22 protein-coding genes are annotated in these 24,826 nt (G+C 61.8%); 9 read left to right on the top strand and 13 right to left on the bottom strand.

From position 1 onward, the window contains the following. Window positions 1-71: 71 nt before the first annotated feature. Window positions 72-308, bottom strand: a complete 237-nt coding sequence (locus AXZ77_RS03395) for a hypothetical protein (protein WP_098410036.1) — start codon at window positions 306-308, stop codon at window positions 72-74. A 160-nt stretch (window positions 309-468) separates the two neighbouring features. On the opposite strand from AXZ77_RS03395, the gene AXZ77_RS03390 reads away from it, so the two are divergent. Then, on the top strand, window positions 469-1,194 hold the full coding sequence (locus AXZ77_RS03390; RefSeq protein WP_255266401.1) for a Crp/Fnr family transcriptional regulator: 726 nt from the start codon (window positions 469-471) through the stop codon (window positions 1,192-1,194). Window positions 1,195-1,317: 123 nt separating this feature from the next. Next, a complete protein-coding gene (locus AXZ77_RS03385; protein ID WP_098410034.1) occupies window positions 1,318-2,193 on the top strand; it encodes a Crp/Fnr family transcriptional regulator in 876 nt (291 codons plus the stop codon). 1,333 nt (window positions 2,194-3,526) lie between these two features. Here the strand turns inward: AXZ77_RS03385 and AXZ77_RS03380 are convergent. Both AXZ77_RS03380 and AXZ77_RS03375 read right to left on the bottom strand, forming a co-directional pair. Further along, complete coding sequence (locus AXZ77_RS03380; protein WP_098410033.1) at window positions 3,527-4,018, bottom strand: fasciclin domain-containing protein; 492 nt, start codon at window positions 4,016-4,018, stop codon at window positions 3,527-3,529. A gap of 392 nt (window positions 4,019-4,410) precedes the next feature. After that, on the bottom strand, window positions 4,411-4,692 hold the full coding sequence (locus AXZ77_RS03375; RefSeq protein ID WP_098410032.1) for a hypothetical protein: 282 nt from the start codon (window positions 4,690-4,692) through the stop codon (window positions 4,411-4,413). A 380-nt stretch (window positions 4,693-5,072) separates the two neighbouring features. Here AXZ77_RS03375 and AXZ77_RS03370 point away from each other — a divergent pair, with 380 nt between their 5' ends. Then, a complete protein-coding gene (locus tag AXZ77_RS03370) occupies window positions 5,073-6,581 on the top strand; it encodes a Fic family protein (RefSeq protein WP_098410031.1) in 1,509 nt (502 codons plus the stop codon). Between the two features lie 12 nt (window positions 6,582-6,593). Here AXZ77_RS03370 and AXZ77_RS19470 read toward each other — a convergent pair whose 3' ends face one another. Further along, on the bottom strand, window positions 6,594-6,833 hold the full coding sequence (locus AXZ77_RS19470) for a hypothetical protein (protein WP_098410030.1): 240 nt from the start codon (window positions 6,831-6,833) through the stop codon (window positions 6,594-6,596). Window positions 6,834-7,105: 272 nt separating this feature from the next. Further along, complete coding sequence (locus AXZ77_RS03360) at window positions 7,106-8,098, bottom strand: LacI family DNA-binding transcriptional regulator (RefSeq protein ID WP_176535951.1); 993 nt, start codon at window positions 8,096-8,098, stop codon at window positions 7,106-7,108. A 161-nt stretch (window positions 8,099-8,259) separates the two neighbouring features. Between AXZ77_RS03360 and AXZ77_RS03355 the strand changes: the two genes are divergently transcribed. The 4 genes from AXZ77_RS03355 to AXZ77_RS03340 all read left to right on the top strand — a co-directional run bounded on the left by AXZ77_RS03355 (window position 8,260) and on the right by AXZ77_RS03340 (window position 12,685). Beyond that, window positions 8,260-9,363, top strand: coding sequence for a carbohydrate ABC transporter permease (locus AXZ77_RS03355; protein WP_098410028.1), 1,104 nt, complete (start codon window positions 8,260-8,262; stop codon window positions 9,361-9,363). Next, complete coding sequence (locus AXZ77_RS03350; RefSeq protein ID WP_098410027.1) at window positions 9,360-10,199, top strand: carbohydrate ABC transporter permease; 840 nt, start codon at window positions 9,360-9,362, stop codon at window positions 10,197-10,199. Before AXZ77_RS03355 ends, AXZ77_RS03350 begins: the two co-directional genes overlap by 4 nt. Window positions 10,200-10,236: 37 nt before the next feature. Next, a complete protein-coding gene (locus AXZ77_RS03345; RefSeq protein ID WP_098410026.1) occupies window positions 10,237-11,523 on the top strand; it encodes an extracellular solute-binding protein in 1,287 nt (428 codons plus the stop codon). A 76-nt stretch (window positions 11,524-11,599) separates the two neighbouring features. Next, window positions 11,600-12,685, top strand: a complete 1,086-nt coding sequence (locus tag AXZ77_RS03340) for a 1,4-beta-xylanase (protein ID WP_098410025.1) — start codon at window positions 11,600-11,602, stop codon at window positions 12,683-12,685. A gap of 159 nt (window positions 12,686-12,844) precedes the next feature. Here AXZ77_RS03340 and AXZ77_RS03335 read toward each other — a convergent pair whose 3' ends face one another. Then, on the bottom strand, window positions 12,845-13,738 hold the full coding sequence (locus AXZ77_RS03335; RefSeq protein ID WP_098410024.1) for a LysR family transcriptional regulator: 894 nt from the start codon (window positions 13,736-13,738) through the stop codon (window positions 12,845-12,847). A 93-nt stretch (window positions 13,739-13,831) separates the two neighbouring features. On the opposite strand from AXZ77_RS03335, the gene AXZ77_RS03330 reads away from it, so the two are divergent. Together AXZ77_RS03330 and AXZ77_RS03325 are read left to right on the top strand one after the other, a co-directional pair. Beyond that, a complete protein-coding gene (locus tag AXZ77_RS03330) occupies window positions 13,832-15,382 on the top strand; it encodes a proton-conducting transporter membrane subunit (protein ID WP_218000464.1) in 1,551 nt (516 codons plus the stop codon). Window positions 15,383-15,386: 4 nt separating this feature from the next. Next, window positions 15,387-17,753: a YbcC family protein gene (locus AXZ77_RS03325; RefSeq protein ID WP_098410022.1), complete on the top strand. Its 2,367-nt coding sequence runs from the start codon at window positions 15,387-15,389 to the stop codon at window positions 17,751-17,753. 102 nt (window positions 17,754-17,855) lie between these two features. Here AXZ77_RS03325 and AXZ77_RS03320 read toward each other — a convergent pair whose 3' ends face one another. The 7 genes from AXZ77_RS03320 to AXZ77_RS03290 form a co-directional block, all read right to left on the bottom strand. After that, window positions 17,856-18,416, bottom strand: a complete 561-nt coding sequence (locus tag AXZ77_RS03320; protein WP_255266400.1) for a CIA30 family protein — start codon at window positions 18,414-18,416, stop codon at window positions 17,856-17,858. 15 nt (window positions 18,417-18,431) lie between these two features. Continuing rightward, window positions 18,432-19,691: an MFS transporter gene (locus AXZ77_RS03315; RefSeq protein ID WP_255266399.1), complete on the bottom strand. Its 1,260-nt coding sequence runs from the start codon at window positions 19,689-19,691 to the stop codon at window positions 18,432-18,434. Beyond that, on the bottom strand, window positions 19,688-20,101 hold the full coding sequence (locus tag AXZ77_RS03310; protein ID WP_098410021.1) for a thiol-disulfide oxidoreductase DCC family protein: 414 nt from the start codon (window positions 20,099-20,101) through the stop codon (window positions 19,688-19,690). The genes AXZ77_RS03315 and AXZ77_RS03310 overlap by 4 nt, the downstream gene beginning before the upstream one ends. A 516-nt stretch (window positions 20,102-20,617) precedes the next feature. Next, window positions 20,618-22,042, bottom strand: coding sequence for a gamma-aminobutyraldehyde dehydrogenase (locus tag AXZ77_RS03305; protein ID WP_098410020.1), 1,425 nt, complete (start codon window positions 22,040-22,042; stop codon window positions 20,618-20,620). A gap of 16 nt (window positions 22,043-22,058) precedes the next feature. Beyond that, complete coding sequence (locus AXZ77_RS03300; RefSeq protein WP_078530831.1) at window positions 22,059-22,868, bottom strand: ABC transporter permease; 810 nt, start codon at window positions 22,866-22,868, stop codon at window positions 22,059-22,061. Beyond that, window positions 22,858-23,811 (bottom strand): ABC transporter permease, encoded by a 954-nt coding sequence (locus tag AXZ77_RS03295; protein WP_078530832.1) that lies wholly within the window; start codon window positions 23,809-23,811, stop codon window positions 22,858-22,860. Before AXZ77_RS03295 ends, AXZ77_RS03300 begins: the two co-directional genes overlap by 11 nt. Next, window positions 23,808-24,791 (bottom strand): ABC transporter ATP-binding protein, encoded by a 984-nt coding sequence (locus AXZ77_RS03290; RefSeq protein WP_098410019.1) that lies wholly within the window; start codon window positions 24,789-24,791, stop codon window positions 23,808-23,810. The genes AXZ77_RS03295 and AXZ77_RS03290 overlap by 4 nt, the downstream gene beginning before the upstream one ends. Window positions 24,792-24,826 lie beyond the last annotated feature (35 nt).

Genomic DNA, 24,826 nt, shown 5'->3' with positions numbered 1-24,826 from the left:
GAAGATCAAAAGGGCGGACCTCTTCGCATTGTTGCGCTAACTCCGGCTCTCGAAAGAACCCTAAATCCCGGTCAAAGCCTGCGCACGGAATTTCCGCCTGCGACGATTGCGCGGATCAGCTCTGCCGTGGCCAGGTGCGCCTCCCCTGCGAGAGATACGGCAGCCGCGTGTTCATGACTTGTGGCCGCATCTTCGAGCACGCCGACGACCTCGGCCTCCGACAGCAAACCGCGATCGTTCATCGCCAAGAGCAACGCCTCGCAGATCGACAGCGCAGCGATCCCTGCATATTCCGATTTCGAGGACATTGGTTTCGGCCTTTCCTTGTGGAATTTGGGTCGCCACCGGCTGGTAATGGTGCCAACATGCAATATGACAGAAATTCCTTTCGGCTGGACTGATCGAAAGCAGCTTAAGCTTGCGATACCAGGTCTGTGCTGACCGGGACCAATGGAAAGCAAGCCACGGATGGAAAACACACCACTCGCGCGTAAGCTTTCGGCATTCGTCACCCTAACGGATCAGGAACGCACGGCTCTGAAGCTCTTATTTCGCCACCGCCGCTCGTTCGCGGCGGGACGCGATCTGGTTCATCAGGGCCAATCCGAACACGCCACCTATATTCTCTCGAAAGGATGGGTCTCCTCCTACAAGATCCAGCCCGATGGCGGGCGACAGATCGTCGACTTTCAGGTCCCCGGTGACTTCCTGGGCCTGCGCAGCATACTTTTGCGCACCTCCGATCACAGCTTCGAGCCAGTGGTCGAGATCGAGGCGGCAGAAGTGCGGCTGGATGAGTTGCTCGATGTTTTTAAGACCACACCGCGGCTTGCGACCGCCATACTTTGGGCGGCCTCTCGCGACGAGGCGATGGTCGTCGAGCATCTTGTGGGGATTGGCCGTCGCAGCGCGGATAAACGCGTCGCACATTTTCTTCTCGAGCTTGGCGCACGGCTCTCCTTTGTCGGCTTCGCAGACAAGCGCGGCTTCGATTGTCCGCTCACGCAGTATCATCTGGCCGATGCCCTGGGGCTCAGCGCGATACACGTCAACAGAGCGCTGCGCCAGCTGCGCGAGGTTGGGCTGGTCACCTTTCGCTCCGGCCGCGTTTCCTTCCACGATTACAACCGGCTGATCACCGAGGCAGAGTTCGATCCCTCCTACATGGATCAGGACGGCCCTTTGCTGACTTGATTGCGCTCGGCACGCTGATCCATGTCAGGACCGATCCTTGTGATTGCGATTATGTTGACGGGAAGTTCTCAGCGGAGGTCATCAAGACTGACCTGAAAAAACAATTATTTAGGCGAGGTCTACATGCTGCTTGATAGTCAACTCACCTGCGCACCAACATCGACCTGTCTCCAGTTCGTGGAGGATGGAATTGGATTTTTCGGGGAGATTGACGCGTGCGCGGCGAAAGCCTTGGCAATGCGAACACACGTCGCCCGCTTCCCGTCGGGCACGACCATCTTTGCCCAGGGCGAACCCGCGATCTGGATCGGCATTCTCTGTTCGGGAGCCGTGAAAGTCGTCAACCAGACTGAAGACGGTGAAATGCACATCCTGAGCCTGCTCTCTACCGGCGACATCGTTGGTGATATCGGTGCTACCGAGAACAGACTGGCCTGGGAAGCTGCAACGGATGTTACCCTGTGCTGGATGACGCGTTCGAGTTTTGAAACGCTGCTGTCCGAGCACGAAGCGTTGCAGAAAGGCTATCTCGCCGCGACCATCCGTCAGCTCGAGAAGGAGCGCCTCTGGATGTCGTCCCTGCGCGGCAAGGGAACAACTCAACGTATTGCGGCCTTATTGTTCGCTCAGCTGCCGCCCCAGTCCGGCACGACCGAGACACATTTGCCGATATCGCTCAAGCGGCGCGACATCGCCTCTCTGCTGGATATGTCCTCCGAGACGCTTTGCAGGGCTCTCAACAAGATCAGGGGGATTGGGGCAATCCGCATGCCGACGCCCGCTCTGATCGTCGTGCAGCAGCCTGGCACTTTGCTAGCGATCGCAAAAGGCGTGGAGCCGCCGCTCCCCAACGGCATGATGAACTACGGCATGAGGAACCGACCGAAACTCAACGACTCGTTTCCGATAACGGCCCATACGCCAAGGCGCATGAAGTCAGTCATGATCAAGGCCATCGAAGATGAAATCGGCTTTCTGCTGCCAATCGGGAGGCCATGAGCAGACGCTGCGACCGCGCATCTGCGCTCGAAACCACCTTGCTGACAGCGTGTTATACGAGGACCCAGTGGTCAATCCGCCGAGATTCATCTGAGGCGTCGGCGCAACGGGTGCTCGCCGCATGCAAGGCCCTGAAATCGGGATAGCTGAAAGTGAATGCTCCCCGTTCTCTGCTCACACATCGTGTTCCGAGAAAAGGGAGTTCGTTCGGTCAGCGCGAGCGTCAGGATCTGGTCGTCGCGGGGAAGGTGTCCGGTTCCAAACCATCGTCCTCGCGGATACCGGCAGCTCAGTTTCTCTGTGAGATGAGCTGATGGGATGAACTGCCTTCAGATCGCTCGATCAACGAGGATGAGCGATCACAGCGTCCTGCCGTTTGATTTCTCCCTTGGCGGAAGCCCGGGCGGCTTTCTTGGCGACGCTCGACAACTACACGATTGCCGATATCGCGATCTCGCCGCGCGATTTTGGGCTGGCAGCATCATAAGGCTAACGAACAGGTAGTTTTGACGTCGTGCCAGCCTCGTTTCGGAAAAAACACCCCGCTTGGAGCTTTCGCCGTGCGCGCAAGTCCACCGACACCGCCTGATCCAGCCGATAAAGGCTTGGCCCTCACGGGCCAAGGCAGCCAGTCAACCGCCAGCTATCTGGGGAGCGCGGCTGACTGGCCGCCGCCTCATGGCGCGCGTCGCGCCCAAACCCCGAAGCGGCCGGTTTTTGCGCCGCCCAATGGCAGGATTTTACTCCGCCGTTGCCACCGATAACGCTGAGCGGAGTGTTGTCGCCTGAAAACATATTGAGCACAGCGACCAGCAAACCCGCGATCGCAAGTGGAAAGATGGTAAAAAATTGGAAATCCTCGAAGACATGGGCCGCCCAAATTGATCAGCAAGCGCTTGGAGCGAATCAAAAAAGCTGCCGATCGCCCTCTTGCCTTCCGTGACGGCCTCCACTGCCCAACGTCTCACCCGCGACGCTACTTCAGGGCCCCGCGCGAACCCCGGACTTGTCAGAGCCATCCGGGTGCGCGCCCGGATATGCGGCGGAAAATCTCGATCGAGGGCAACAGGCCCGTCGCGCAAACCGAGAGACACCAGCTCAATCTCAAATCGGCGCTATTCGCGGCACTTTCCTGGCCACCTTGGCGAAGCTGCAAGGCAGCATGAATATTGGAGACGAGTGTCCTGTGCGGACCGACAGCGGTCAGACCCGGCTTGAACGAAACACCGCTTGGCACTCCGAGACTGAGTGTTGCGCGCGCTGCAACCAGTCAAGCGCGCGCAACGGTGTCGATGGCCTGCCGCCACATTGGATGAGACCGAAGGCGGCCCTGTTACATCTTCGGCATAATCACGGTGTCGATGACATGGATCACACCGTTGCTGGCCTCGATATCGGCCTGTGTGACATTGGCATCGTCGACCATGACTGCGGGTTCGGTCTTGATCGTCACCTGCGAGCCCTGGACGGTCTCAGCCATCATCCCGTCGGTCAAATCTCCCGACATCACCTTGCCCGGCACGACGTGATAAGTGAGGATCGCGGTGAGCTTATCCTTGTTCTCCGGTTTGAGCAGGTCATCGACGGTGCCTTCGGGAAGTTTGGCGAAGGCCTCGTCCGTCGGGGCGAAGACGGTGAAAGGACCATCGCCTTTGAGCGTATCGACGAGGCCCGCCGCCTGAACGGCGGCGACCAACGTACCGAAGCTGCCTGCGCCGACGGCGGTATCGACGATATCCATCTTGCCGTGATCATCTGCGTAAATCGGCGTCGAAACGAAGGCAGTGCCTACGATGACCGCCGCCATGAAAGTTCTTCTCAGCATACTCATACTCCCTGATTGGGCCCCGTTTTGGCCATGAGAGGGATACGCCATTTAAGCGGATTCGGATCACGAGGGCCTCTTGAATTTGCACGCGATCGCGAGATCGCGAGATCAGGTGGACCCGCACATGTTCAGAATTGTCAGCCGGTCCGCGCTCAGTGGAAGCCGTTTTCCTGAATGTCTATCAAGAACTTCGCAATCCTTTCTTTGAGCTCTGACGAATGTGTTCGAACTCAACACCTGCACAGGGCTCACGCCCGGAGCGCCCATCAAATACGCGTGATATCTCTGGGGTGACGTTAAGCAAGAGACGCCGACGCTTACCTTGCGTCAGCTCACCACATCACAACCCAGAGTTATTTTTATATTTACTTCAGCACCTTGCATGCATATTATGTCTGAGCGATCCGGTTAGTGTTCTCTCTTCGGAAGGATTGAAATGTCCTTCCGAAAGGAGGATCGGCAACGATAGCACGCCGAACAGTTCGAAGATCTCTCAACTGGGAGATCAGCGGGCCGCAAGGTGCAAGACCGGATCGCACTCCCCCCCTGAGAACGACGACCAGTTCTATGCCCATCAGCCGTTGCGCGGCGCCGTGGATCAACGCGCGCAGAAAATTCGTGTCATCGCTCCCGACGATCAAGCCCGGAAGGTCGATCATGATCTCAGTCATCGTGCCCTCCTTCGTTTTCATCGGTCGTTGAACAAACCTAAACTGCGAAGAAGCACGGTGGCCGTCAGCCCAGCCGCGCGCTGCGCTACGTCAGAGGCTTCGCGCGCGGCCCCTTCCACCATCTAGAGAAGCGTTACCGTCTATCACCGACACCATGAAGCGCGTGCTTGGAGAGAACGTCCCAAGATTTCGCCCGGGAGACCGGACCTGAGACGCCTGCGAGCGCTTGGCGGCGGCAGAAGTGACGAGATTCGAAAGAAAAGCGCTCAAAGTGAAGGAAATCGACACGAGGTGACGGTTCTCTACGCGGATGATCTTGCAGATTTGGTGAAAAAAATCTAACTAAACATTATCAAAGTGATTATTTTCGTGGCGCGGTGATGAATTTCTACGGACGCAAGCTCCCTGGCCCAGGCCAGGTTGCAGGATATGGCTGGCTGATCAGCGAGCTCGACCTGCGCACGCCCATGCCGCGCCGCCTGGCTCTCGTCTCCGATCACCACGAACGCCGGTCCGAGCCGGAATGGGAGATATTTCGATCGGAGCAATGGCCGGGTGAGGCCGTCTTTGATCACCTGACCTTTGCCATCAAGAACGAAGGCATCGATCTTCGGATCATGCATGAGGTCACAAGGGTTGCAGACCCTTCCGAGATTTCCCGAGCCTTGATGGGAGCGACCGGCCTCGTCGCGCGTCGACTTTGGTTCTTTTGGGAATGGCTGACAGGCGAGATGCTGGACCTGCCTGACCTTGGGAAAGTGAAGTATCAACCCGCGCTCGATCCAGACATCTATTTCGCTATCGATCCAGGGATTCGATCGGCCCGCCACAAGATTATCGATAACTTGCCCGGCACCCCGGCCTTTTGTCCTCTCGTGCAGAGGTCCCAGAAGCTCGAGCGGCTGATCGCGCTGCAACTGCCAACTCTGGCAAGGGAGATCACAGGAAAGGCGCCGCAGCATATCGTGTCGCGCGCCGCGGCTTTCCTGTTGCTTGACGATTCCAAGGCTTCCTTTGCGATCGAGCAGGAGAAACCAGGCCCCCAGCGAGCAGCCCGCTGGGCACGTGCAATCGGCGAGGCGGGAAGCCATCCGCTATCGCAGGGCGAGCTTGAGCGCCTGCAACAGATTGTCTTGCGAGATGCACGCTTCGTGACGATGGGGGTTCGCAAGGAGGGTGGCTTCATTGGTAGCCACAGCCGCGACGGAAGGGTCCCGGAGCCGGTGCATATCAGCGCCCGCCATGAAGATCTGGCTGACCTCCTCGAGGGAATCGCACTCTATGAAACGCGGGCTCTCGAGGGCGGTTTTGACCCGATGGTGGTCGCGGCCGCGGTGGCGTTCGGTTTTGTCTACATCCACCCCTTCGAGGATGGGAACGGTCGTCTCCATCGGTATCTGCTGCACCATGTTTTGGCCCGTGGCGGGTTCAACCCGACGGGCCTGGTCTTCCCGATCAGCGTCGTGGTCCACCGGCGTATCGAGGAATACAGCGTTGTTCTAAAGTCCGTCTCGGAGCCTATGATGGAGTTCATCGAGTGGAAGCCCACGGCCCGGGGGAATGTGGAAGTCCTGTCGGATACAGCGGCGCTTTACCGCTTCTTCGACAGCACCATGCATGCCGAGTTCGTCGCCGATTGTGTCAGGGAAACGGTCGAGCAGGACCTACCCAGGGAAATTGACTACATTGAGCGCTATGATCGGTTCAAATCCAGTGTCGACGCGTTACTGGACATGCCCGCCCCAATGGTGGATTTACTGCGAGGTTTTCTGGAACAAGGCAACGGCACGCTATCCAGACGTGCCTTGCGCAAGGAGTTCTCGACGCTGACGGAAGAGGAAGTCACCGTGATCGAGGCGGCCTACGCGGCAGCCTGGCCTCCCGACTGAACTCCTCCAGGCCTACCCCATTCCCGGCCCATTAACCTCCTCATCGCACGACTGCTGCAGGCCGCCGACCCCGACCTCCCCGGCACGCACCAAGAGATCCAGCACACCACGGATCATCCGGTCTTCGTCGCTCTCGCCAAGCTCCGCGAGGCAGAGCGGCATATACTTCATCACGATGACGCCTTCCGAGATATCAGCACGGCCGTCGGTGAGCGCGGCAGTGACCTCGCCAACGGCGGCCTGCGTTTCCACGCGCGTTGGTGGTCGCAATTGAACGAGATGAACGGCCCCGCCTGGAGGCCCTGCCATTATCGAAGCGTATGCTCAAATCCGCTAATCGATCCCCTGATGTCATAGGAGACCCTTCAACTTTTCTTCGGGCTCGCCAGCTTATCTTCAGGGGAACTGTCAGCGACTTTTGGCTCTGACGATCAATAGATCTTCATGCACGAACGAGATCCGCTCCGAGAAATCGGATCGGGCGGGAGAGCTTTCGAAAAACCAGTGTCAGCTGAAGCGAGTCTCTATTCGGCCGTGTGGGGAGCTCTCAAATGCGACTGCCGCGCAACGAAAGGACAGGCCATGCGTTCGACCCGCGGAAGCAGGGTCGATTTCGCCCGCAGCTGCCGGGCGCACCAGCGCCCCATCTCGCCATGCGGAAGAAGCACGGTGGAGAGCGCGGGCGAGAGGTGCTGCGCGATCTCCTGGTCGTCGTAGCCGACCACGGCGATATCCGCTCCGACGCGCACGCCATGTTCCTTCAGCGCTTCGTAACACCCGAGTGCGGTCAGGTCGTTGGCGCAGAAAATCGCTTCGGGGGGCGCATCGAGGGAGAGCAGCGCGCGGCTTTCGCGGTAGCCGCCGCTCGGCATGAAATTCCCCTGTCGGATCAACTCGGGTTCAGGCTCCAGGCCGCTTTCGCGCATCGCGCGGATGAAACCCTCCTGACGCTGCTCGGACGCTTCCATCCAGGCTTCGCCCGCGATGAACGCGATCCGTCGATAGCCCTCGCTAATCAGCGCCCTCGTTGCGGCGTGGCCGCCGCGCCGCTCCGCAGGCACCACCGCGCGGAACAGGCCCTCCTTGTCATGGCAATTGAGCAGCACCGCGCGATGCTTGCGGAGCGCGACATGGGGTGACACCTCGCGCGTGAGGATCGAGGCATAGACCACCCCATCGAGCCCGTCGCGCTGCCATTTCTGCAAAACTTGCTGTTCGTAGCCCGAATCCCCCCCTGTCATCGCGATCTCCACGAGCGCGCCGTCGGACCAGGCCTGTTCCTGGAACGCCTCGATGGAGATCGACGCGAAGGGGCTCGTTGCGATTTCGTCGATCATGAAACCGTAAGTCGCGGGACGACTGCGCGACGGCGGGCGCCCGGCTGAACGGTATCGGTAATCCAGCGCCTCGGCGGCCTTGAGAACCCGATCCCGGGTCTCCTTGCCGATCCGCATGTCCTCCTGCCCGTTCAGCACGAACGATACCGTCGATTGCGACACCCCGGCTGCGAGGGCCACGTCCTTCATCGTCACTTTCGCTTTTTTTTGCTTTTTCTTTTCAGGTTCTTGCATCGCGAAAATCCGGGATCCGAGGAAATTTCATTGACAGGTGGCGGTCTCTATCTGACATTGCTAATATTATTAGCACAAGAGCTAATGCGAGCTTTGGGAGGAGGCGCATGGCACGGCAAACGACCGGGAAACGCAAAAGGACGCTCTCGCAGCAGCAGGCGGCATGGGCGCTTCTGGCCCCATTTCTCGCCACCTATTGCGCCTTTCTCGTCTACCCTTTCTTCAAAGGCGTCTGGATCAGCCTGCACGACTGGAATCTTCTCGCAGTGGCAATGAACCCCGCGGCAGCGAAATGGGTCGGGCTGCACAATTACGTTCACATGCTCTGGGGACGAAACATCACCTGGGGGCCACTGTCGCACCCCCTCGTCCAGCTTCTCGCGCTCGCCGTTCTGGCTGGCGCGTTCGGACTTCACCGGGCGGGCCGTTTGAGTGGCCGCAGCGCGATCCCGATCGCGATCGCGGCTCTACTCATCTTTCTCCTCCTCGGCTTCACGCCCGGTGAAGGCGGTCGCTGGTTCGATCGCAGGTTCTGGCCGACCGTCGGCAACACGGTGCTGTTCGTGACGCTCGCAGCCCCGGGCACCACCATTGCGGCGCTTTTGCTGGCAGCCGCGCTCAATCGCGAGACCCGGATGATGGCCGTGTTCCGCACGTTGTTCTTCCTGAGCCAGGTCCTCTCGGTGACGGTCGTCACCCTGATCTGGCAGATCATGTTCTCGCCCACACAGGGGCTGATCGACAACGTGATCCGGGTGTTCGGCGGCTCTCCGGTCAGCTGGCTCACCGATCCGCATTTCGCGATGCTGGCGATCGTGGTCACGACGATCTGGTGGTCGCTGGGCATCGCCATGATCCTGTTCCTCGCCGGGATCCAGGACATCAACCGCGAAATCTACGAGGCGGCGGCACTCGACAATGCGCGGGGATGGAAATCGTTCTGGTTCATCACCCTGCCGAACCTCAAACGAACCATCACGCTCGTCGTCGTCTTGCAGATCATCCTGCATTTCCAGGTCTTCGGGCAGTCGCACCTGATGACGCAAGGCGGCCCGGATGACCGCACCCAAGTGCTTGTGCGCTACATCTACCAGTCGGCTTTCCGCGACAGCGAGATCGGGCGCGCCTCGGCCATGGCGGTCTTCCTCTTCGCGATCATGAGCGTCTTCGCCGTGATCCAGTTCCTCATCGGTCGGGAGAAAAGCGAATGACGTCGAAACGTAGCTATTACTGGCTCTGCATAGCGCTCGCCATTCCCGCCTTTATCTGGCTCGTGCCGACGCTCTGGATGGTATCGCTCTCGTTCCAGCCGAACGAGGTTCTGGCGCGAACCACCGCTTCGACCTGGCTGGGTATGATCCCGATCCCTTTCACGTGGGACAATTACGCAAAGCTCTTTTCCTTCGGGGATACGCCGCGCTGGTTTTTCAACTCGATCGTCGTTGCAGGTGGCATGACCCTCGCGGTGCTCGCCGTCTCGACGACCGCAGGCTATGCGCTCGCCCGGCTCGAATTTCGCTTCAAGACCGCAATCACCATCTTCATTCTGCTCGGCCTGATGGTGCCGGAACAGGCGATCTTTATTCCGCTCTACACGATGTTGGCCAAGTTCGGCTGGCACAACAGCTATGGCGCGCTGATCCTGCCGCGCGTGGCTGTGCCGATCGGCGTCTTCCTGATGATGCAGTTCTTCAAGGCCGCGCCGAAGGATATCGAGGACGCCGCGCGCATCGACGGGGTGGGACCGTTCCAGATCTTCTGGTTCGTGATGCTGCCCCTCGCGCGTCCCGCAATGATGACGCTTGCGATCCTTACGTTCCTCTACGCGTGGAACGACTATCTCTGGCCGCTGGTTTCGGCGAGCCACAAGGAAATGTTCACCATCACGCTGGGCCTTGCGAGCCTGCAATCGAACTTCGCGCAATCGGAAGGGCTGGGCCGCGTCATGGCCTCGGGCGTGATCGCCTCGCTTCCGGTCGTCGTCCTTTTCCTGATCTTCCAGCGCTATGTCGTGCAAGCGATGACCGTAGGCGGAAGCAAGGGATAACCGGGGCGCAATTGCCCCATTCATACGGGAGGAAACCATGAAACATCTTGCTCTGGGCCTGGCGCTTGCGGCGGGACTGGCAAGCCCGGCCGCGGCCGAGCCTGTCACCGTCAATCTCGCGCGGTTCTTCGGTGCTTGTGAGAATGCCGGAACCGACACCAAGACCAGCGTCGGCGAAGCCTGCATCATCCAGTCGATCATCAACGCGGCCAGCAAGGAGATTCCCGATGTAACGGTGAAGACCCTGCCGACCGATTGGGGGAATTACTATGACCACGTAAAGGCGATGTTCGCGGCGGGCAATCCACCCGATATCTTCGTCATTCATCGTTCCTCGATTCCCGAATTCGCCTCGCTGGGCGCCCTGGCCGATATTGGACCGGACCTCAAAGCCGCGGGCATCGACACGTCGGACTGGACCGAAGGCGCGAAGAAGGCCGTGACCTACGACGGCAAGATCGTCGCCGTGCCGATGGATTTCCACGCCAACCTCTGGCACGTGAACATGGACATCATGAAGAAGGCAGGCCTCGTGAAGGACGGCAAGCCGATCCTTCCTCACAGCCCCGAGGAACTGCTCGCCCAAGCCAAGAAGGTGAAGGAGGCGACCGGCAAGGACTATCTCGCCGCCGATTTCTCGCAATTCCCGATCGGCGTGCGGCTGGTCCTGTCTCTGATCTGGCAACAGGGCTCTAACATCTTCGACGGCGACACCGCGACAATCGACACGCCCGAGGCCCTCAACGCGGTCAAGGCGATCACCCAGCTCTTCGATGGCGGCTATGCCAACCCCAAGCTGAACTATGCCGACAGCCAGCAGGAATTCCTAAACGGCAACGCGGCGGTGCTCGTCAATGGCACTTGGGTCGTCAACGAATATACCAAGCAGGCAGAGAACCCCGACACAGGCCTCAAGGACTACTACGTATCTGACTTCCCGCAACTTTTCGGCCAGCCCGCGACCTGGGCGGACAACCACACCTGGGCGATCCCCTCGACGCTGAAGGATCAGCACCCGGAGAAATACAAGGCCGCACTGAAGGTCGCAGCCTTCATCTACAATCACGACGCGGATTGGGCGCGCACGGGCCACATGGCGGTGCGCAAGTCGGTGCTCGAGAGCAAGGCCTATCGCGATCTGCCGCACCGTGCCGAATACGTGGGCACCGAGAAGATCGCGCACGATACGCCGGCCTCGCCGGAATACAGCAAGATCCAGGACGCGCTGAACCGCAACCTGCAATCGATTTGGCTGACCGGAAAGGACCCGAAGAAGGCCCTCGCCGAAGCGCAGAACGAGGTGCAGGACATCCTCGACCAGTAACCGAACTGCGCTCGCAGTCACCCCCGGAGGCGTTCGATCCGCACGCCTCCGGACCTCCCAGCCCCATGAGGACAAGATGAAAGACGACAGGCTTGAGCAGGCAGACCGGTGGAGCGCTGAACGCGCCTGGACATGGCGCCGCGAGATCGGATGGCTTTGTGGCTTCAACTACCTGCCGAGCGTCGCGGTCAACTTCGTCGAGTTCTGGCGCGGCGCGGATTTCGCCCCCGAGGTCATCGAACGCGAACTGGGCTGGGCGCGCGAGATCGGGTTCAACGTCGTGCGCGTCAACCTGCCCTTCGTCGTCTGGCAGGCCGAGGGGACCGCGCTGCTCGACCGGGTGGACCGCTTCCTCACCATCGCGGCCTCTCACCGTCTTGGCGTCATCCTCTGCCCATTCGATGATTGCGAATTTTCTGGCAAGCCGGCAACGCCCGGGCCGCAGCCCGACCCCGTGCCCGGCATCCATAACAGTCGCGCCGTAGGCAGCCCCGGCAGAGCGATCGTTGAGGATCCGTCCCGCCGGCCCGAGCTTGAAACCTATCTGAGGGCGATCGTCATGCGGTTTCGCGCAGACTCCCGCGTCATCTTGTGGGACCTCTATAACGAACCGGGAAACCGGATGATTTTCCGCTCCGGTCGCTATGAGAGCTACCCCGAAAGGCTTGAGGAAGCGAGCCTGTCTCTGATGTGTGACTGCTTTGCTTGGGCACGGGAGTGCGCCCCCAGCCAGCCGCTCACCGTGGCCGCATGGTCGGTGCCTGGAGATGGCACGCCCTACACGACGGAAATCGACCGAACCGCGCTCGCACTCTCCGATGTCGTGACCTTCCACGCCTATGTGCCGCGCGCAAGAATGGAGGCGACGATCGCGGCGCTCAGCGCGCTGAAGCGGCCCTTGATCTGCACCGAATGGATGGCACGCAGCCTCGACAGCACGATCGCCGAGCAGATTCCGCTGTTTCGCGAAACCGGCGTCGGCGCGTTGCAATGGGGCTTCGTGCGCGGCCGCAGTCAAACCTGGCTGCCTTGGCCCGACGGCGTGTCCGGCACGGCCAAGATCGGCGCGGACGGCGCGTGGTTCCACGACCTCGTGGACGAGACTGGTCAGCCCTACTCGTCGGCAGAAGTTTTGGAGATCAAAGCCGCGACCCGGCGTTAAACTCGCGGAGAACCTGTCCTGCGGGATCATGGTAGAAGGACGCTCCGCAAATCCGGCATTCGCGTCGCCAGGATCGAAAGTCCGGTAGGGCCGAACGATGTGTCAGCACCACGAAACACTGAGCCGCGCACCATCGCGCTATCGCTTGGCTCTCCTGCGTCAGTCAGCTTTCGCCGCCTCAGGCTCGCGCGCCTTCTCCAGCAGCTCCGCTACCACCGGGTTCGGAAACCGGCGCTGCAGGGTCACGGCGTAGAAATCCTCGCCAATATCGAGATCGAAGGGCGCGGTCACCAGCAAGCCCTCGCGAAGCTCGTCGGCCAGAACCACCGCGGGTGTAATTGCAAGGCCTGCATCCTCCCGGGCCAGAAGGCGGATCATGGCCATGTCGTCGACTTCCGCCGCCACTTGCGGGCGCAGCCCGAGTCGCGTGATCAGACTGTCGAACCCGGTCCGGATCGAACTGTCGGTGGGCAGGATCACAGGCTCCTCGCGCAGCATCTCCTCAAGCGTGGCGTGCCGCAGCCGGTGCGGCGTGCCATGCAAGAGAACCTTCTGTTCTGCGACGCGATGCGCGATGAAGCTCGAGAACACGTCACGGGCGGGCGGCTCGGTCGTCAGAACCACGTCGAGCGCCATCGCCTGCAGCGCCTCGAACAGCACGTTCGCGCTGCCTGAGCGAAGCACGATCTCGACATCCTGACGCCCGATGATCGGTGCGAGAAACCCGATCTGGAAGTTCCGCGAAAGCGTCGAGAGCGCCCCGATGCGCACCGCTTGACGCCCCGCCGAAGCTTGCCGCAACGTGGCTTCAAGTTCTTCGCCCGCCTCGAAAATCCGCTCCGAATAGTCGAGCGTGATATGACCCACCTCAGTCAAAACCAATTGGCGACCGCGGCGCTCGAACAGCTGGTGCCCGATCCGCGCCTCTAATGTGCGGATCTGCGTCGAGAGCGCCGATTGCGAAACGTTCAAACGATCCGCCGTGCGCGTCAGGTTTCCGTCCTTCGCGACCTCGTGGAAATAGCGCAGATGATGATAGTTCAGCTCCGACATCGTTCCATTAAACAGAACGATATGAGGCAAACAATGAATTTTTATTCAAGATGAACCACCGCTACCTCTCCCCGGAACGGAATGGAGGTTGCCATGTCTTATCTTCTACTGCTGCCCTCGGCGCTTTTGATCGCGGTCGGGACAAATCTGCTTCTTCGACCTGCGACACGGGCCGGGGCGCGCCTGCGTGGGCCGGAACTGGCCGCGGTGCTGGGGCTGCTCGCTACACTCATCGCGGCGGTGACGCTTGCGCTGTCAGGGCCTCAGACGAGCCCGCTCCTTGGCGCGGCGGGCATCGGGCTGTCGGCGCGCAGCGATATCATCAGCATCTCGCTGGCGCTGACGGTCGGCTTCGTCGGCTGGGTGACGCTGCGCTTCTCGCGGGTCGCCCTCGATGGCGAGGCGCGGCAAAGCTGGTTCATGGGCTGGATGAGCCTGACACTCGCCTGCGTTCTGGCTCTGGTGGTGGCGGGCAACCTGTTCCAACTGATGGTCGCCTGGGTCGCAGTCGGCTCGGGCCTGCAGCGACTCCTGCTCTTCTACCCCAAGCGTCCCGGCGCGCAGCGGGCGGCACGCAAGAAATCCCTTAGCGGGCTGATCGCAAGCGGCGCGCTTCTGATCGCGGTGAGCCTGCTCGCGTATGGTTTCGGCACCACCGACATCGCGCGTATCGCCGAGGCCGTGCGCGCCGGAAACGGGCCGTCCTCGCTCTGGATCGTGGCCGGGCTTCTGGCCGTCGCTGCGGTGTTCAAATCCGCGCTGATTCCGACCCATGGCTGGCTGACCGAGGTGATGGAGGCCCCGACCCCGGTCTCGGCACTGATGCATGCGGGCGTGGTCAATGCCGGAGGCTTCCTGCTGATCCGCTTCGCGGACGTGATGCTCGCAGCGCCCGGGGTCCTGGCGGCGCTGGCGCTGATCGGCGGGCTCAGCGCACTCATCGCGGCAGCGGTGGCGACGACGCAATCGGCGGTGAAGACCTCGCTTGCCTGGTCCACCTGTGCGCAGATGAGCTTCATGGTGCTGCAATGCGGGCTGGCGCTATTCCCGCTGGCGCTGCTGCATATCGTGGCGCATTCGCTCTACAAGGCGCATGCCTTCCTGTCCTCCGGCAGCGCGGTCGCCGCAGTGGCGCAGCAGCGCCGGCCCGGCCCTGTCGCTGTGCCGGGCGCCGGGGCGGTGCTGCGTGCTTTCGCGCTCTCGCTTGCGATCTATGGAGGGGCGCTCGCGCTCTCCGGGCTCTGGCACGAGCCGCCACAGGCGATCGCGCTCGGTGCCATCCTCGTCTTCGGTGTGGCCTACCTGATCGCGCAGGGGCTGGCGGAGGCCGCACCCTGGCCTCTGTTCTGGCGCACGACGCTGATGTCTCTGGGCGCGACCCTTGGCTATTTCGCGCTGCATTGGGGGGCGAATGCGCTCTCGGCGGGCACCCTGCCGCCGCCGCCCGTCGCCGATCCGCTGATCTGGCTCGTGATGCTCCTGACCGTCGTGGGCTTCGGTCTCGCAGCCTGGGCGCAGGCGACCTTCACGCTCTGGGGCAGCCATCCGGCTGCGGCGGGGCTGCGGGTCCATCTGATGAACGGTCTCTATCTCAACGCGCTCTCCGATCGGTTGATCGGGCAGACGCCCCTCAAGAAAGGTTAAGGCAATGAGTTTCCACAGCTATCAGTTTCCCGGCGCCACACTGCAACTCTTTGCCGCCGCCGAAGATGCGTTGGCACAGATCCCGCCCGCCTTCGGTCTGGAGGCGACGGTCGCGGTAAACCCCTACCTCGGTCAGGCCGGAGAGAGCCGCCTTCAGGCCGCGAGCCGGCTGGCGCGGGTGGCGGGCGCGCGGATCACCGCCCCGCGCGAGGTGATCGCCGCGTGGCTCGAGGCCGGGCGCGTGACGGAGCAGGACATCGCCGCCGCCGCTTTCGAGGCCGGGCTCGATCCCGATCAGGTGCAAAAGGCGCTTCATGCCCCTTCGCCCGCCTTTTGCCCCGATCCAACGCTGGCCGATCTGGCGGCGCGGAAAACCGGGCAGGATTGGCCCGCTCTGATCGCGGACCGGGTCGGTCTGTGGGCTGGCGGGCATTTCGACAAGGGGCAAGCGCTCTGGCCCGCACCGGGCGGATCGGCCTTCAAAGCGTGGCGGGCTTTCGCGCTACGCGACCTGACGCCGGGCTTACACGGACTGCGCGGCTTCTGCGCCTTCGTAGCGAGCCTGCCCACGGATCCACGTGCAGCCTTCGCGGAACTGACAGGACGGCTTGATCTGAGCGCGGAGGCCGCGCCGCTCTATCTGCACCGGCTCGCGATGAGCCTTGGCGGTTGGGCACAATATGTGCGCGGGCTCGGCTGGGCCGATGGGCTGAAGGGCGAACGCAACGCGCTGGGGTTCGAGATGTTAGTGATCCGGCTCGCTTGGGAGGTGGCGCTGCTCGACTGCTTCGCCGACCAACTCGCCATGCCCTGGACGCAGGCGCTGAAAGCTCATGCCGCGCCGCTGGAGCCGAGCCTCGATCTACGCATCGATCTGGCCCTGCAGGAGGCTGCCGATCAGGCCGAGGAGCGGGCGCTGGCCGAAAAGCTCGCCACCTCGGGAGGCAGGGCCGGCGCGCCGCCGCCGGACATTCAGGCGATCTTCTGTATCGATGTGCGCTCCGAACCGTTCCGGCGGGCGCTGGAATCCGCTGATCCCGGGGTGCAGACGCGTGGCTTCGCGGGGTTCTTCGGCCTGCCGATCGCGCATCTCGGGCTCGCCTCGGATCAGCGCGAGGCGCGGGCGCCGGTGCTGCTGGAGGCGGCGCTCAACTCGCAGGTCGCGGTGGGCGGCAAGGCCGATCAGGCGGAACGGATCACCCGGCGCGCGACCCGCGCCTGGGGCCGGTTCAAACTGGCCGCGGTTTCGTCCTTCGCCTTCGTGGAGGCGGCCGGACCACTCTATCTGGGCAAGCTATTCGGGTCGGCGATGGCGCAGGACGACGCCCCGTCCCCTGAACCCGTGCCCGCACTCGACCTGCCCTCGGACGAGCGGATCGCACTCGCGGGCCGGGTGTTGCGGGCAATGTCGCTTACCTCCGATTTCGCGCCAGTGGTGCTGATCGCGGGGCATGGGGCGCATGTCACAAACGCGCCGCATGCAAGCGCCCTGCAATGCGGGGCTTGCGGTGGTCATGCGGGCGATGTGAACGCGCGGCTTCTGGCTGAGCTGCTCAATGATCCGGTGGTGCGCAAGGGGCTGTCGCGGAACGGTATCGCGATCCCACCTGAGACGCGCTTCCTCGCGGGGCTGCATGACACGGTCAGCGACGCGCTGCACCTGTTCGACGAAGGGCTCGGCGCGGTGCCGCAGGCGCATCTGGTGCGGCTGCAGGCGGCGCTCGCGAAGGCGGGCGAAATCGCGCGGACGGCACGGGCGCAGGCCCTGCCCCGCGCGGCTTTCGAGGCTGATTTGCCTCGGCGCGGCAAGGACTGGTCCGAGCTGCGGCCGGAATGGGGTCTGGCCGGATGCCGCGCCTTCATCGTGGCACCGAGGGCGCGCAGTCTGGGCTGTGATCTTGGCGGGCGAGCCTTCCTGCACGATTACCATTGGCGGCAGGATGACGGCTTCGCGACGCTGGAACTGATCCTGACCGCCCCTGCGGTAGTCACCAGCTGGATCGCGCTGCAATATCATGGCTCAGCCACCGCGCCCGAGGTCTTCGGGGCAGGCAACAAGCTGCTGCACAACGTTGTCGGCGGTATCGGCGTGTTCGAGGGCAATGGCGGCGATCTGCGGGTCGGTCTGCCGATGCAGTCCCTGCATGACGGGGAACAGTTGCGCCACGATCCTCTGCGGCTCTCGGTCGTCGTCGCGGCCCCGAAGGAGGCGATCTCCGGCGTGCTGGAGCGGCATCCGCAACTTAAAACCCTGTTCGACAATGGCTGGCTGTCGCTGCAGGCGATGGATGACGCGGGCCGGATCTGCGCGCGCTATGAACAAGGCGCGTGGATCGCGAGAGATCAGCCGCCCGCGATCCGCGCCGCCTGAGCGCACAGGTTGACGGATCGAAGCGCGGCCCTGTCCCCTCGTTGCGGCGCAAGGGGCGGAGCCGCGCGATCGTCGGTCTGCGAGGGGCCGACCAGTCCGCATTCAGTAAAAGCCGATTTCCTTAACGTCGACGGAGGCCTCATAATCCTTGCCATAGGCAACGACGCCGATGGATTTGAGGTCTTTCGCGCGAGGCTCGGCGCGCAGCATTCCGCCCGATGGCGTGAAAGCTGTGAAGGGTAGTTGAACCTCCGTCCAGCGTGCAGTCGCGTGAAAACGAGCCTGATAATATTGCCAGGGCAACAGCATCGTGCGGCTGCGCAGATGGACAAAGTAATCCTCGTCATTGCCGCGCATGACGATCCGCACGCCGCGCGCGCCCTCTGGTGGCGCATCGAGTTTCATCTGCATCTGGATGAAACCACCGCGGTTCTCAGTGCTGACCTTGCCGCTGAGGCGGGCGAAATGCGTGGCGCCCTCGCGCTCGAAGCTGACCTGCCCCGTCGAGACGCCGCCCATCACCGTATCGGTGAAGACACGCCAGCGGGTCTCTGGGTGGTTCGAAAAGGTCTCTGGGGGCATTTCTGGGGGCATCGGTTCACCTTGGGCAGAGATCGTCGCGCCAACGAGCATTGCGATCGTGAGCAGGAATTTGAGGGGCACGGGTATCCTCCAGCCTCAGGTTGCGGGGTCAAGAATATCACGCGGCAATCGCAGCACGAGGGCGATCGCCGCCAGTTTCAGCGCGCAGGGCACGAGCGCATAGCTGACATTGAGCGCATCGAGTGCCGCCCGGCTGTTCTCGCCATCGGGCTGGTAGCCGAAATACTGAAGCAGCGGCAGCACGGTCCCGGCGGCGATCGCCAGCGTCGCCTTGGCGCTGAAGTTCCAGATCCCGAAGGCCTGCCCCGCCTGAAGCCCCGCACGCGACAGGGCGGCGGCAAAGAGCGCCGAGAGGATCACCATATCCGCGCCAAGCGCGATGCCCGAGCCGATGCAGATCGCCGCGAAGGACAACGCGGCGCCCGGCGGCAGGCTGAACGCGCCGATGAAACTCACGATCGCGAGGATCATCGCGGCCAGAAGCACCCGGCGGGCGCCGACACGTCGGGCGAGACGTCCCCAGACAGGCGCGCTTGCGCCCGCGGCGATGAAGAAAAGGATGAGGAAGGGCCCGGCGAGATCAGGCAGGCCAAGACGGTCTCCCACGAAGAACAGAAAAAGCGTCGATGTCACCGCCACCGGCAGGCTGTTGACGAAGGCCAGCAGCAGGAGCCAGCCTGCGCCGGACCCGATCAGCCCTCGCCAGTTCAGTCGCATCGACGCCACTTGCGTCTTGCACCACAGCGGCCGTGCCAACACCGTCGCGATTAGAGCCAGACCCGCGATGAGCCAGCCGAACGCCACATAACCATCTTCTTGCGCGGAGACATTCGCAAGCAGCGTCGGCGCAATCGCCCCGAGAGTCACACCGATCAGAACACCCGTTTCGCGCCAACCCGCAAGGCTCAGCTGCGCCCGGGGCTGCCCCGTGCCCGCGAAGGCAGCGCTCTGGCCGTAGATCAGGATCGTCCCAAGGCTATAGCCCGTAAACGCCACGACCAGCCCCCCGGTCAGCCAGAGCGCAGGATGTCCCTCCAGTGGCAGCGAAAACACCGCCACGCAGCCCGCCGCGAGCAGCCCCATCGCAAGGACTGCGAACCCAGCTCGAAAACGCGCCCAACGGTCTGTCACATATCCCAACAGCGGATCCTGCAGGAAATCCACGATCCGGATCAGCAGCAGGATCGCTCCGACTTGACCAAGCGACAGATCAAGTCGCGTGGCCGCGAAACTCGGCAGGTGGATATAAATCGGGATACTCGCCGTGGCGAGCGCCATCGCGAGAAAGCCCACGCGCCAGTAGTCTCTGGGTCGCTCCACCGGGGACGCGCTCATCGGGCGCGTCGTCCTGTGAGCCTGACGAAGAGCCAGACGACGCCGGGGCGCAGTTTCAGAAAGACGCGATAGGTCAGTTCGAGGAGGGCCTTGACGAACGGCCACCGTGCGATGCGCGCCAGACCACGCCAGCGCGGAAGATGGGACCAAAGTTCGACGAAAGCGGCAGCCCCCGAGACGAGATGCCCATCCCCCTTGCGGACGTGGAAACGTGCCAGCGCATCGGCCCGGCTCAGCCCGTCAGGCAGGGTCGCGCTCGGCTCGGAGAGATCGACGAACGCGAGCGCCTCCGCGCCCGGCGTCTCCCTATAGAGACCGATCTCCGCGCGACACAACGGACACCCTCCGTCATAGTAAACGGTCGCCTTGGAGGTTTTGTGCATCGCGGCATGGCGCACGCTATCACCCATCTTCAGTTTGGTTGATGAGTGTTACGCGGTTTGACGATACGAGGATCTTTTCCCGGAGGAAGCTTCTCCCAAATACCCCGGCGAGAGCGTGGACTGTCCTGATGCCAGCTGAGCTCGTCTTCACGCTTGCTGTCCTATTTCCGCTCCCAGTGGTCCTTTCGAGCGCCCTCCACTTATCCTCTGCGCCCGCGGTCCGGTAGGGCATAGCGAACAAGGATACGATTGTCTGCAAGCCATCTGAGAAACGCGGGGCTATTCACGTCGCATGCCCCGTTTGAAACCGAGACAGATCGCGCGCGTCATCCCGGCCCGCAAATGCGGGTCGGTGATGTTGCCTAAGTCGCGCGGGCTAAAGACAAACCCGTCCCAGATCAGCACAAAAGGCATATCAGCATTTAGCAGCCACCTTAGCCGAGCGCTAGAATGTTGCGAAGAAGCGCCCCTTTCCAGCCACCGACATGCGCACGTCAATTCGCTCCAACTCATTGGTGTCCGTCACCAGCCATCATGCCGCGCCTAATGGGCAACCATAACGTGCCTGACGACCGAGTAATCCTCTAAGGCGTAGGAAGACATATCCTTGCCATATCCCGATTGTTTCATGCCTCCGTGCGGCATCTCATTGGTCAGCATGAAATGGGTATTAACCCAAGTACAACCATATTGCAGCCTCGCGGCAACCTGCATTCCCTTGGACACGTCCTTGGTCCACACCGACGAGGCGAGGCCATAATCGCTGTCATTGGCCCATTTGATCGCATCGTCGGGATCGTCGAACCGCGTGACGGAGACCACGGGGCCAAAGACCTCGCGCCGCACGATCTCATCGGTCTGAAGAGCGCCCGCAACCACCGTAGGCTTGTAGTAGAATCCCCGCCCCTCGGGTCGTTCGCCCCCAGTGGTGATCTCGATATGATTGGCTTCGCGCGCGCGCGCCACGAAACTCGCAACCCGGTCGCTCTGGCGCTGCGAAATGAGCGGCCCGATCTCGTTAAGGCTGTCATCCTCGTGACCATAAGAGATCTGTGCGACCGCATCCGTCAAACCAGCGACAAACTTGTCGTAGACCTCGCCCTGCACATAGACGCGGCAGGCGGCGGTGCAGTCTTGGCCCGCATTGTAGAAACTGAAGGCGCGCAGCCCTTCAATGGTGGCCTCGAGATCAGCATCGTTGAACACGATAACTGGGGCCTTGCCGCCCAGTTCAAGATGCGTGCGCTTGATCGTCTTGTTGGCGGCTTCCAAAATCTTACGCCCCGTCGCGATATCGCCAGTAACCGAAATCATCGCCACTTTCGGATGGTTAATCAGCGCAGAGCCCACCGTTTCGCCGCGACCTAGAATGATGTTCACAACGCCTTCGGGCAACACCTCGGCAAAGATATTTGCCATGGCCAACGCGGTCAGCGGGGTCTGCTCGGACGGTTTGAACACCACCGTATTCCCCGCCCCAATCGCAGGCGCGATCTTCCAAGCCATCATCATCAGCGGATAGTTCCAGGGCGCGATCGAGGCGACGATGCCGATCGGATCGCGGCGGACCATCGACGTATGTCCTTCAAGATATTCCCCTGCCACCGGCCCGGTCATGCAACGCACCGCGCCCGCGAAAAACCGGAAGCAATCCACGATGGCGGGAAGTTCATCCCCCAGCGCGAGCTGGCCGGGTTTACCGCAATTGAGCGCCTCAAGCACCGCAAGTTTTTCCGCCTCCGCCTCGATCCGGTCAGCGATCTTAAGCAGATAGCCCGAACGTTCGGCAGGCGTGGTGCGCGACCAAGCTGTGAAAGCCTTCTCAGCGGCGTCCACCGCCTCTTCGACCTGCGCAAGAGAAGCTTCGGGCAGCGTGGTGATGATCTCACCGGTGCGCGGGTTGAGGATGCTCTCCTCAGTCTCGGTGCCGGAAACGAGCTTTGCGCCGATCAGCATTTGCGTGTCCATGGGGATCTCCCTGTTTTTATTTGTCTGAACCGGCGGTGTGTTCGCCGTCTTTTGTGAGGTAATAGGCCGCGAGGATTGGAAGGACCGTCACAAGGACCACCGCCATCGCGACCACATTGGTCACAGGGCGCTGGCGTGGGCGGACGAGCTCTTCGAGCATCCAGATCGGCAGAGTGGTTTGGTTGCCAGCGGTGAAAGTGGTGACGATGACCTCATCGAAACTGAGGGCAAAGGCCAGCATCCCACCCGCCAGCAAGGCGGTTGCGATATTGGGCAGGATCACGAGGCGGAAGGTCTGCACCCCGTCCGCGCCCAGATCCATGGCGGCATCGATCAGCGCCCCCGACGTGCGCCGAAACCGCGCCACCGCATTGTTATAGACAATCACGATACAAAAAGTCGCGTGGCCCAAAACGATGGTCCAAGTGCTGAACGGAATATCCAGCAAAGAGAAGGCCGAGCGCAGGGAAATCCCGGTGATGATTCCCGGCAAAGCGATGGGCAGGATCACCAGAAGCGAAATTGTTTCGCGGCCAAAAAACTTGGAGCGCGCCACAGCAGCGGCTGTCAACGTGCCCAAGATCAGCGCCAGACTGGTCGAGATCGCCGCAACTTTCACCGAAAGGGCCATGGCCTCCCAGACATCCTTGCGCCCCAAGGTGACACCGATCCATTTCAGCGTGTAACCGGGCGGCGGCCATTGAAAGCTCTTCTCCTCAGTCGAGAAGGCGTAGAGGAAAATCAGCGCGATGGGGGCGAGCAGGAAAACGAGCCCACCGAATGCGGCCAGCTTGAGACCCAGAGGAGATCGGTTGTCAGAGTGCATCGAATGCTCCCATCTTGCGTGCGCCCCACAGGTAGATGCCCATGATCACGATCGGCACCACGGTGAAGGCGGCGGCAAGCGGGATGTTCCCAGCCGTGCCCTGCTGGGTATAGACCGCCTGCCCGATGAAGAGGCGCGAATTGCCCACGATCTGGGGCACGATGTAGTCGCCCAGAGTCAGCGAAAAGGTGAAAATCGAGCCAGCCACCACTCCCGGAAGCGCGAGAGGCAGCAACACCATGCGAAAGTTCTGCCTTGGCGTTGCGCCAAGATCGGAAGCGGCCTCGGTGAGATCTTTGGAGACCCGCTCCAAAGCCGCCTGCACGGGAATGATCATGTAGGGCAACCAGATATAGAGAAATACGAGGAAGGTGCCGATATAGCTGACCGACAAGGAATTTCCGCCGATCACGGGCAACGATAAAACCCCCTCCAGCAGCCATGTCAGATGCAGCTTGGCAAAAATCCAGTTCAGGATGCCTTCCTTGGCAAGCACGAGCTTCCAAGCGTAAACCTTGACCAGATAGCTCGACCAGAGCGGCAACATGACGCCCACGTAAAACAGCGCCTTCCATTTGCCCTTCGCATAGCGAGCAGCAAAATAGGCGATAGGAAAGGCCAGGATCGCCGCGGCGATCGTAACCGATGCGGCCATCGCCACGGTGCGCAGGATGATGTCGAGATTGTAGGGCCGCAGCAGCTCGCCATAGGTTTTCAGCGTAAACTCATGGACCACGACGCCCGAAAATTCGTCGATGGAGAAGAAGCTCTGGATCAGCAGTGCGATGAGCGCGCCGATATAGACGATCCCCAGCCACAGCGTGATCGGCAACACCAGAAGAAAGACGAACATGCGAGGGTGGCGGATGATCCAGTCCACCGCACGCGCCAGCGGCCCGGAGCGCGGGGCGAAAAGCGCAGCATTTGAGCTTAGATCGCTCATGCTTCCCGCTCCATCAGATGCACCCGCGCAGGGTCCCAGGAAATCCGCGCCGCCTCGCCCACATCAGGGGTATCTTCGCGCGCCGGGATCAGAGCGGTCAGGCTTTGCCCCGCAAGAATGAGCGAAAGCTTGGTCACCCGGCCGTGAAAGAACCGACCCGTGACCGTCGCCTCTCGCCCGGCAGGATCAAGCACCACATCCTCGGGGCGCAGCGAGGCCCATTGGCCCACATCCCCGACTCCCGCCAGATCGGCGGGAAGCACGTTGGAGGAGCCGACAAAATCGGCCACGAAACGCGTATTGGGGCAGCGGTAGATTTCTTCGGAGGTGCCGATCTGCTGGATTTTCCCCTCAGCGAAGACGGCAACACGATCGGCCATCGACAGCGCCTCGTCCTGATCGTGGGTGACGAACACAAAGGTAAGACCCAGCGCGAGTTGCAACTTGCGCAGCTCTTCCTGCATCTGCTCGCGCAACTTTAGATCAAGCGCCCCCAAAGGCTCGTCCAGTAACACCACGCGCGGCTTGTTGATCAACGCGCGCGCCAGCGCGACACGCTGGCGTTGCCCGCCAGACAACTCCCCAGCGCGGCGATCACCATAGCCGCTCAGTTCGACAAGTTCCAAAGCCTCTTCGGCAGCGCGGGAACGCTCAGCCTTTCCCACGCCCTTCACCCGCAACCCGAAAGCCACGTTCTCGCGCACATTCATATGCGGAAACAATGCGTAGTTCTGAAATACAGTATTCACGTTGCGCAGATAGGGCGGCACGCCCTCGGCACGTTCACCAAAAATCGCAATATGCCCGGCGGTCGGTTGTTCGAACCCCGCGATAAGACGCAGGCAGGTCGTCTTACCCGAACCGGATGGGCCGAGCATGGCGAAGAATTCTCCATCACGGATCGAAAGGTCGACCTCGTCCACGGCTTTTACGGATCCGAAATGGCGCGAAACGCCTTGGAAGGTCACGGCATCAGTCATCTTTGGTCTTTCTGGGAGAATGCGCCCGGACCCGA

It is taken from the genome of Thioclava sp. ES.031, from assembly GCF_002563775.1.
Taxonomy (GTDB): Bacteria; Pseudomonadota; Alphaproteobacteria; order Rhodobacterales; family Rhodobacteraceae; genus Thioclava.
Note: the sequence above shows the minus strand (reverse complement) of the source record. Positions and strands in the feature narration are given on the sequence as shown.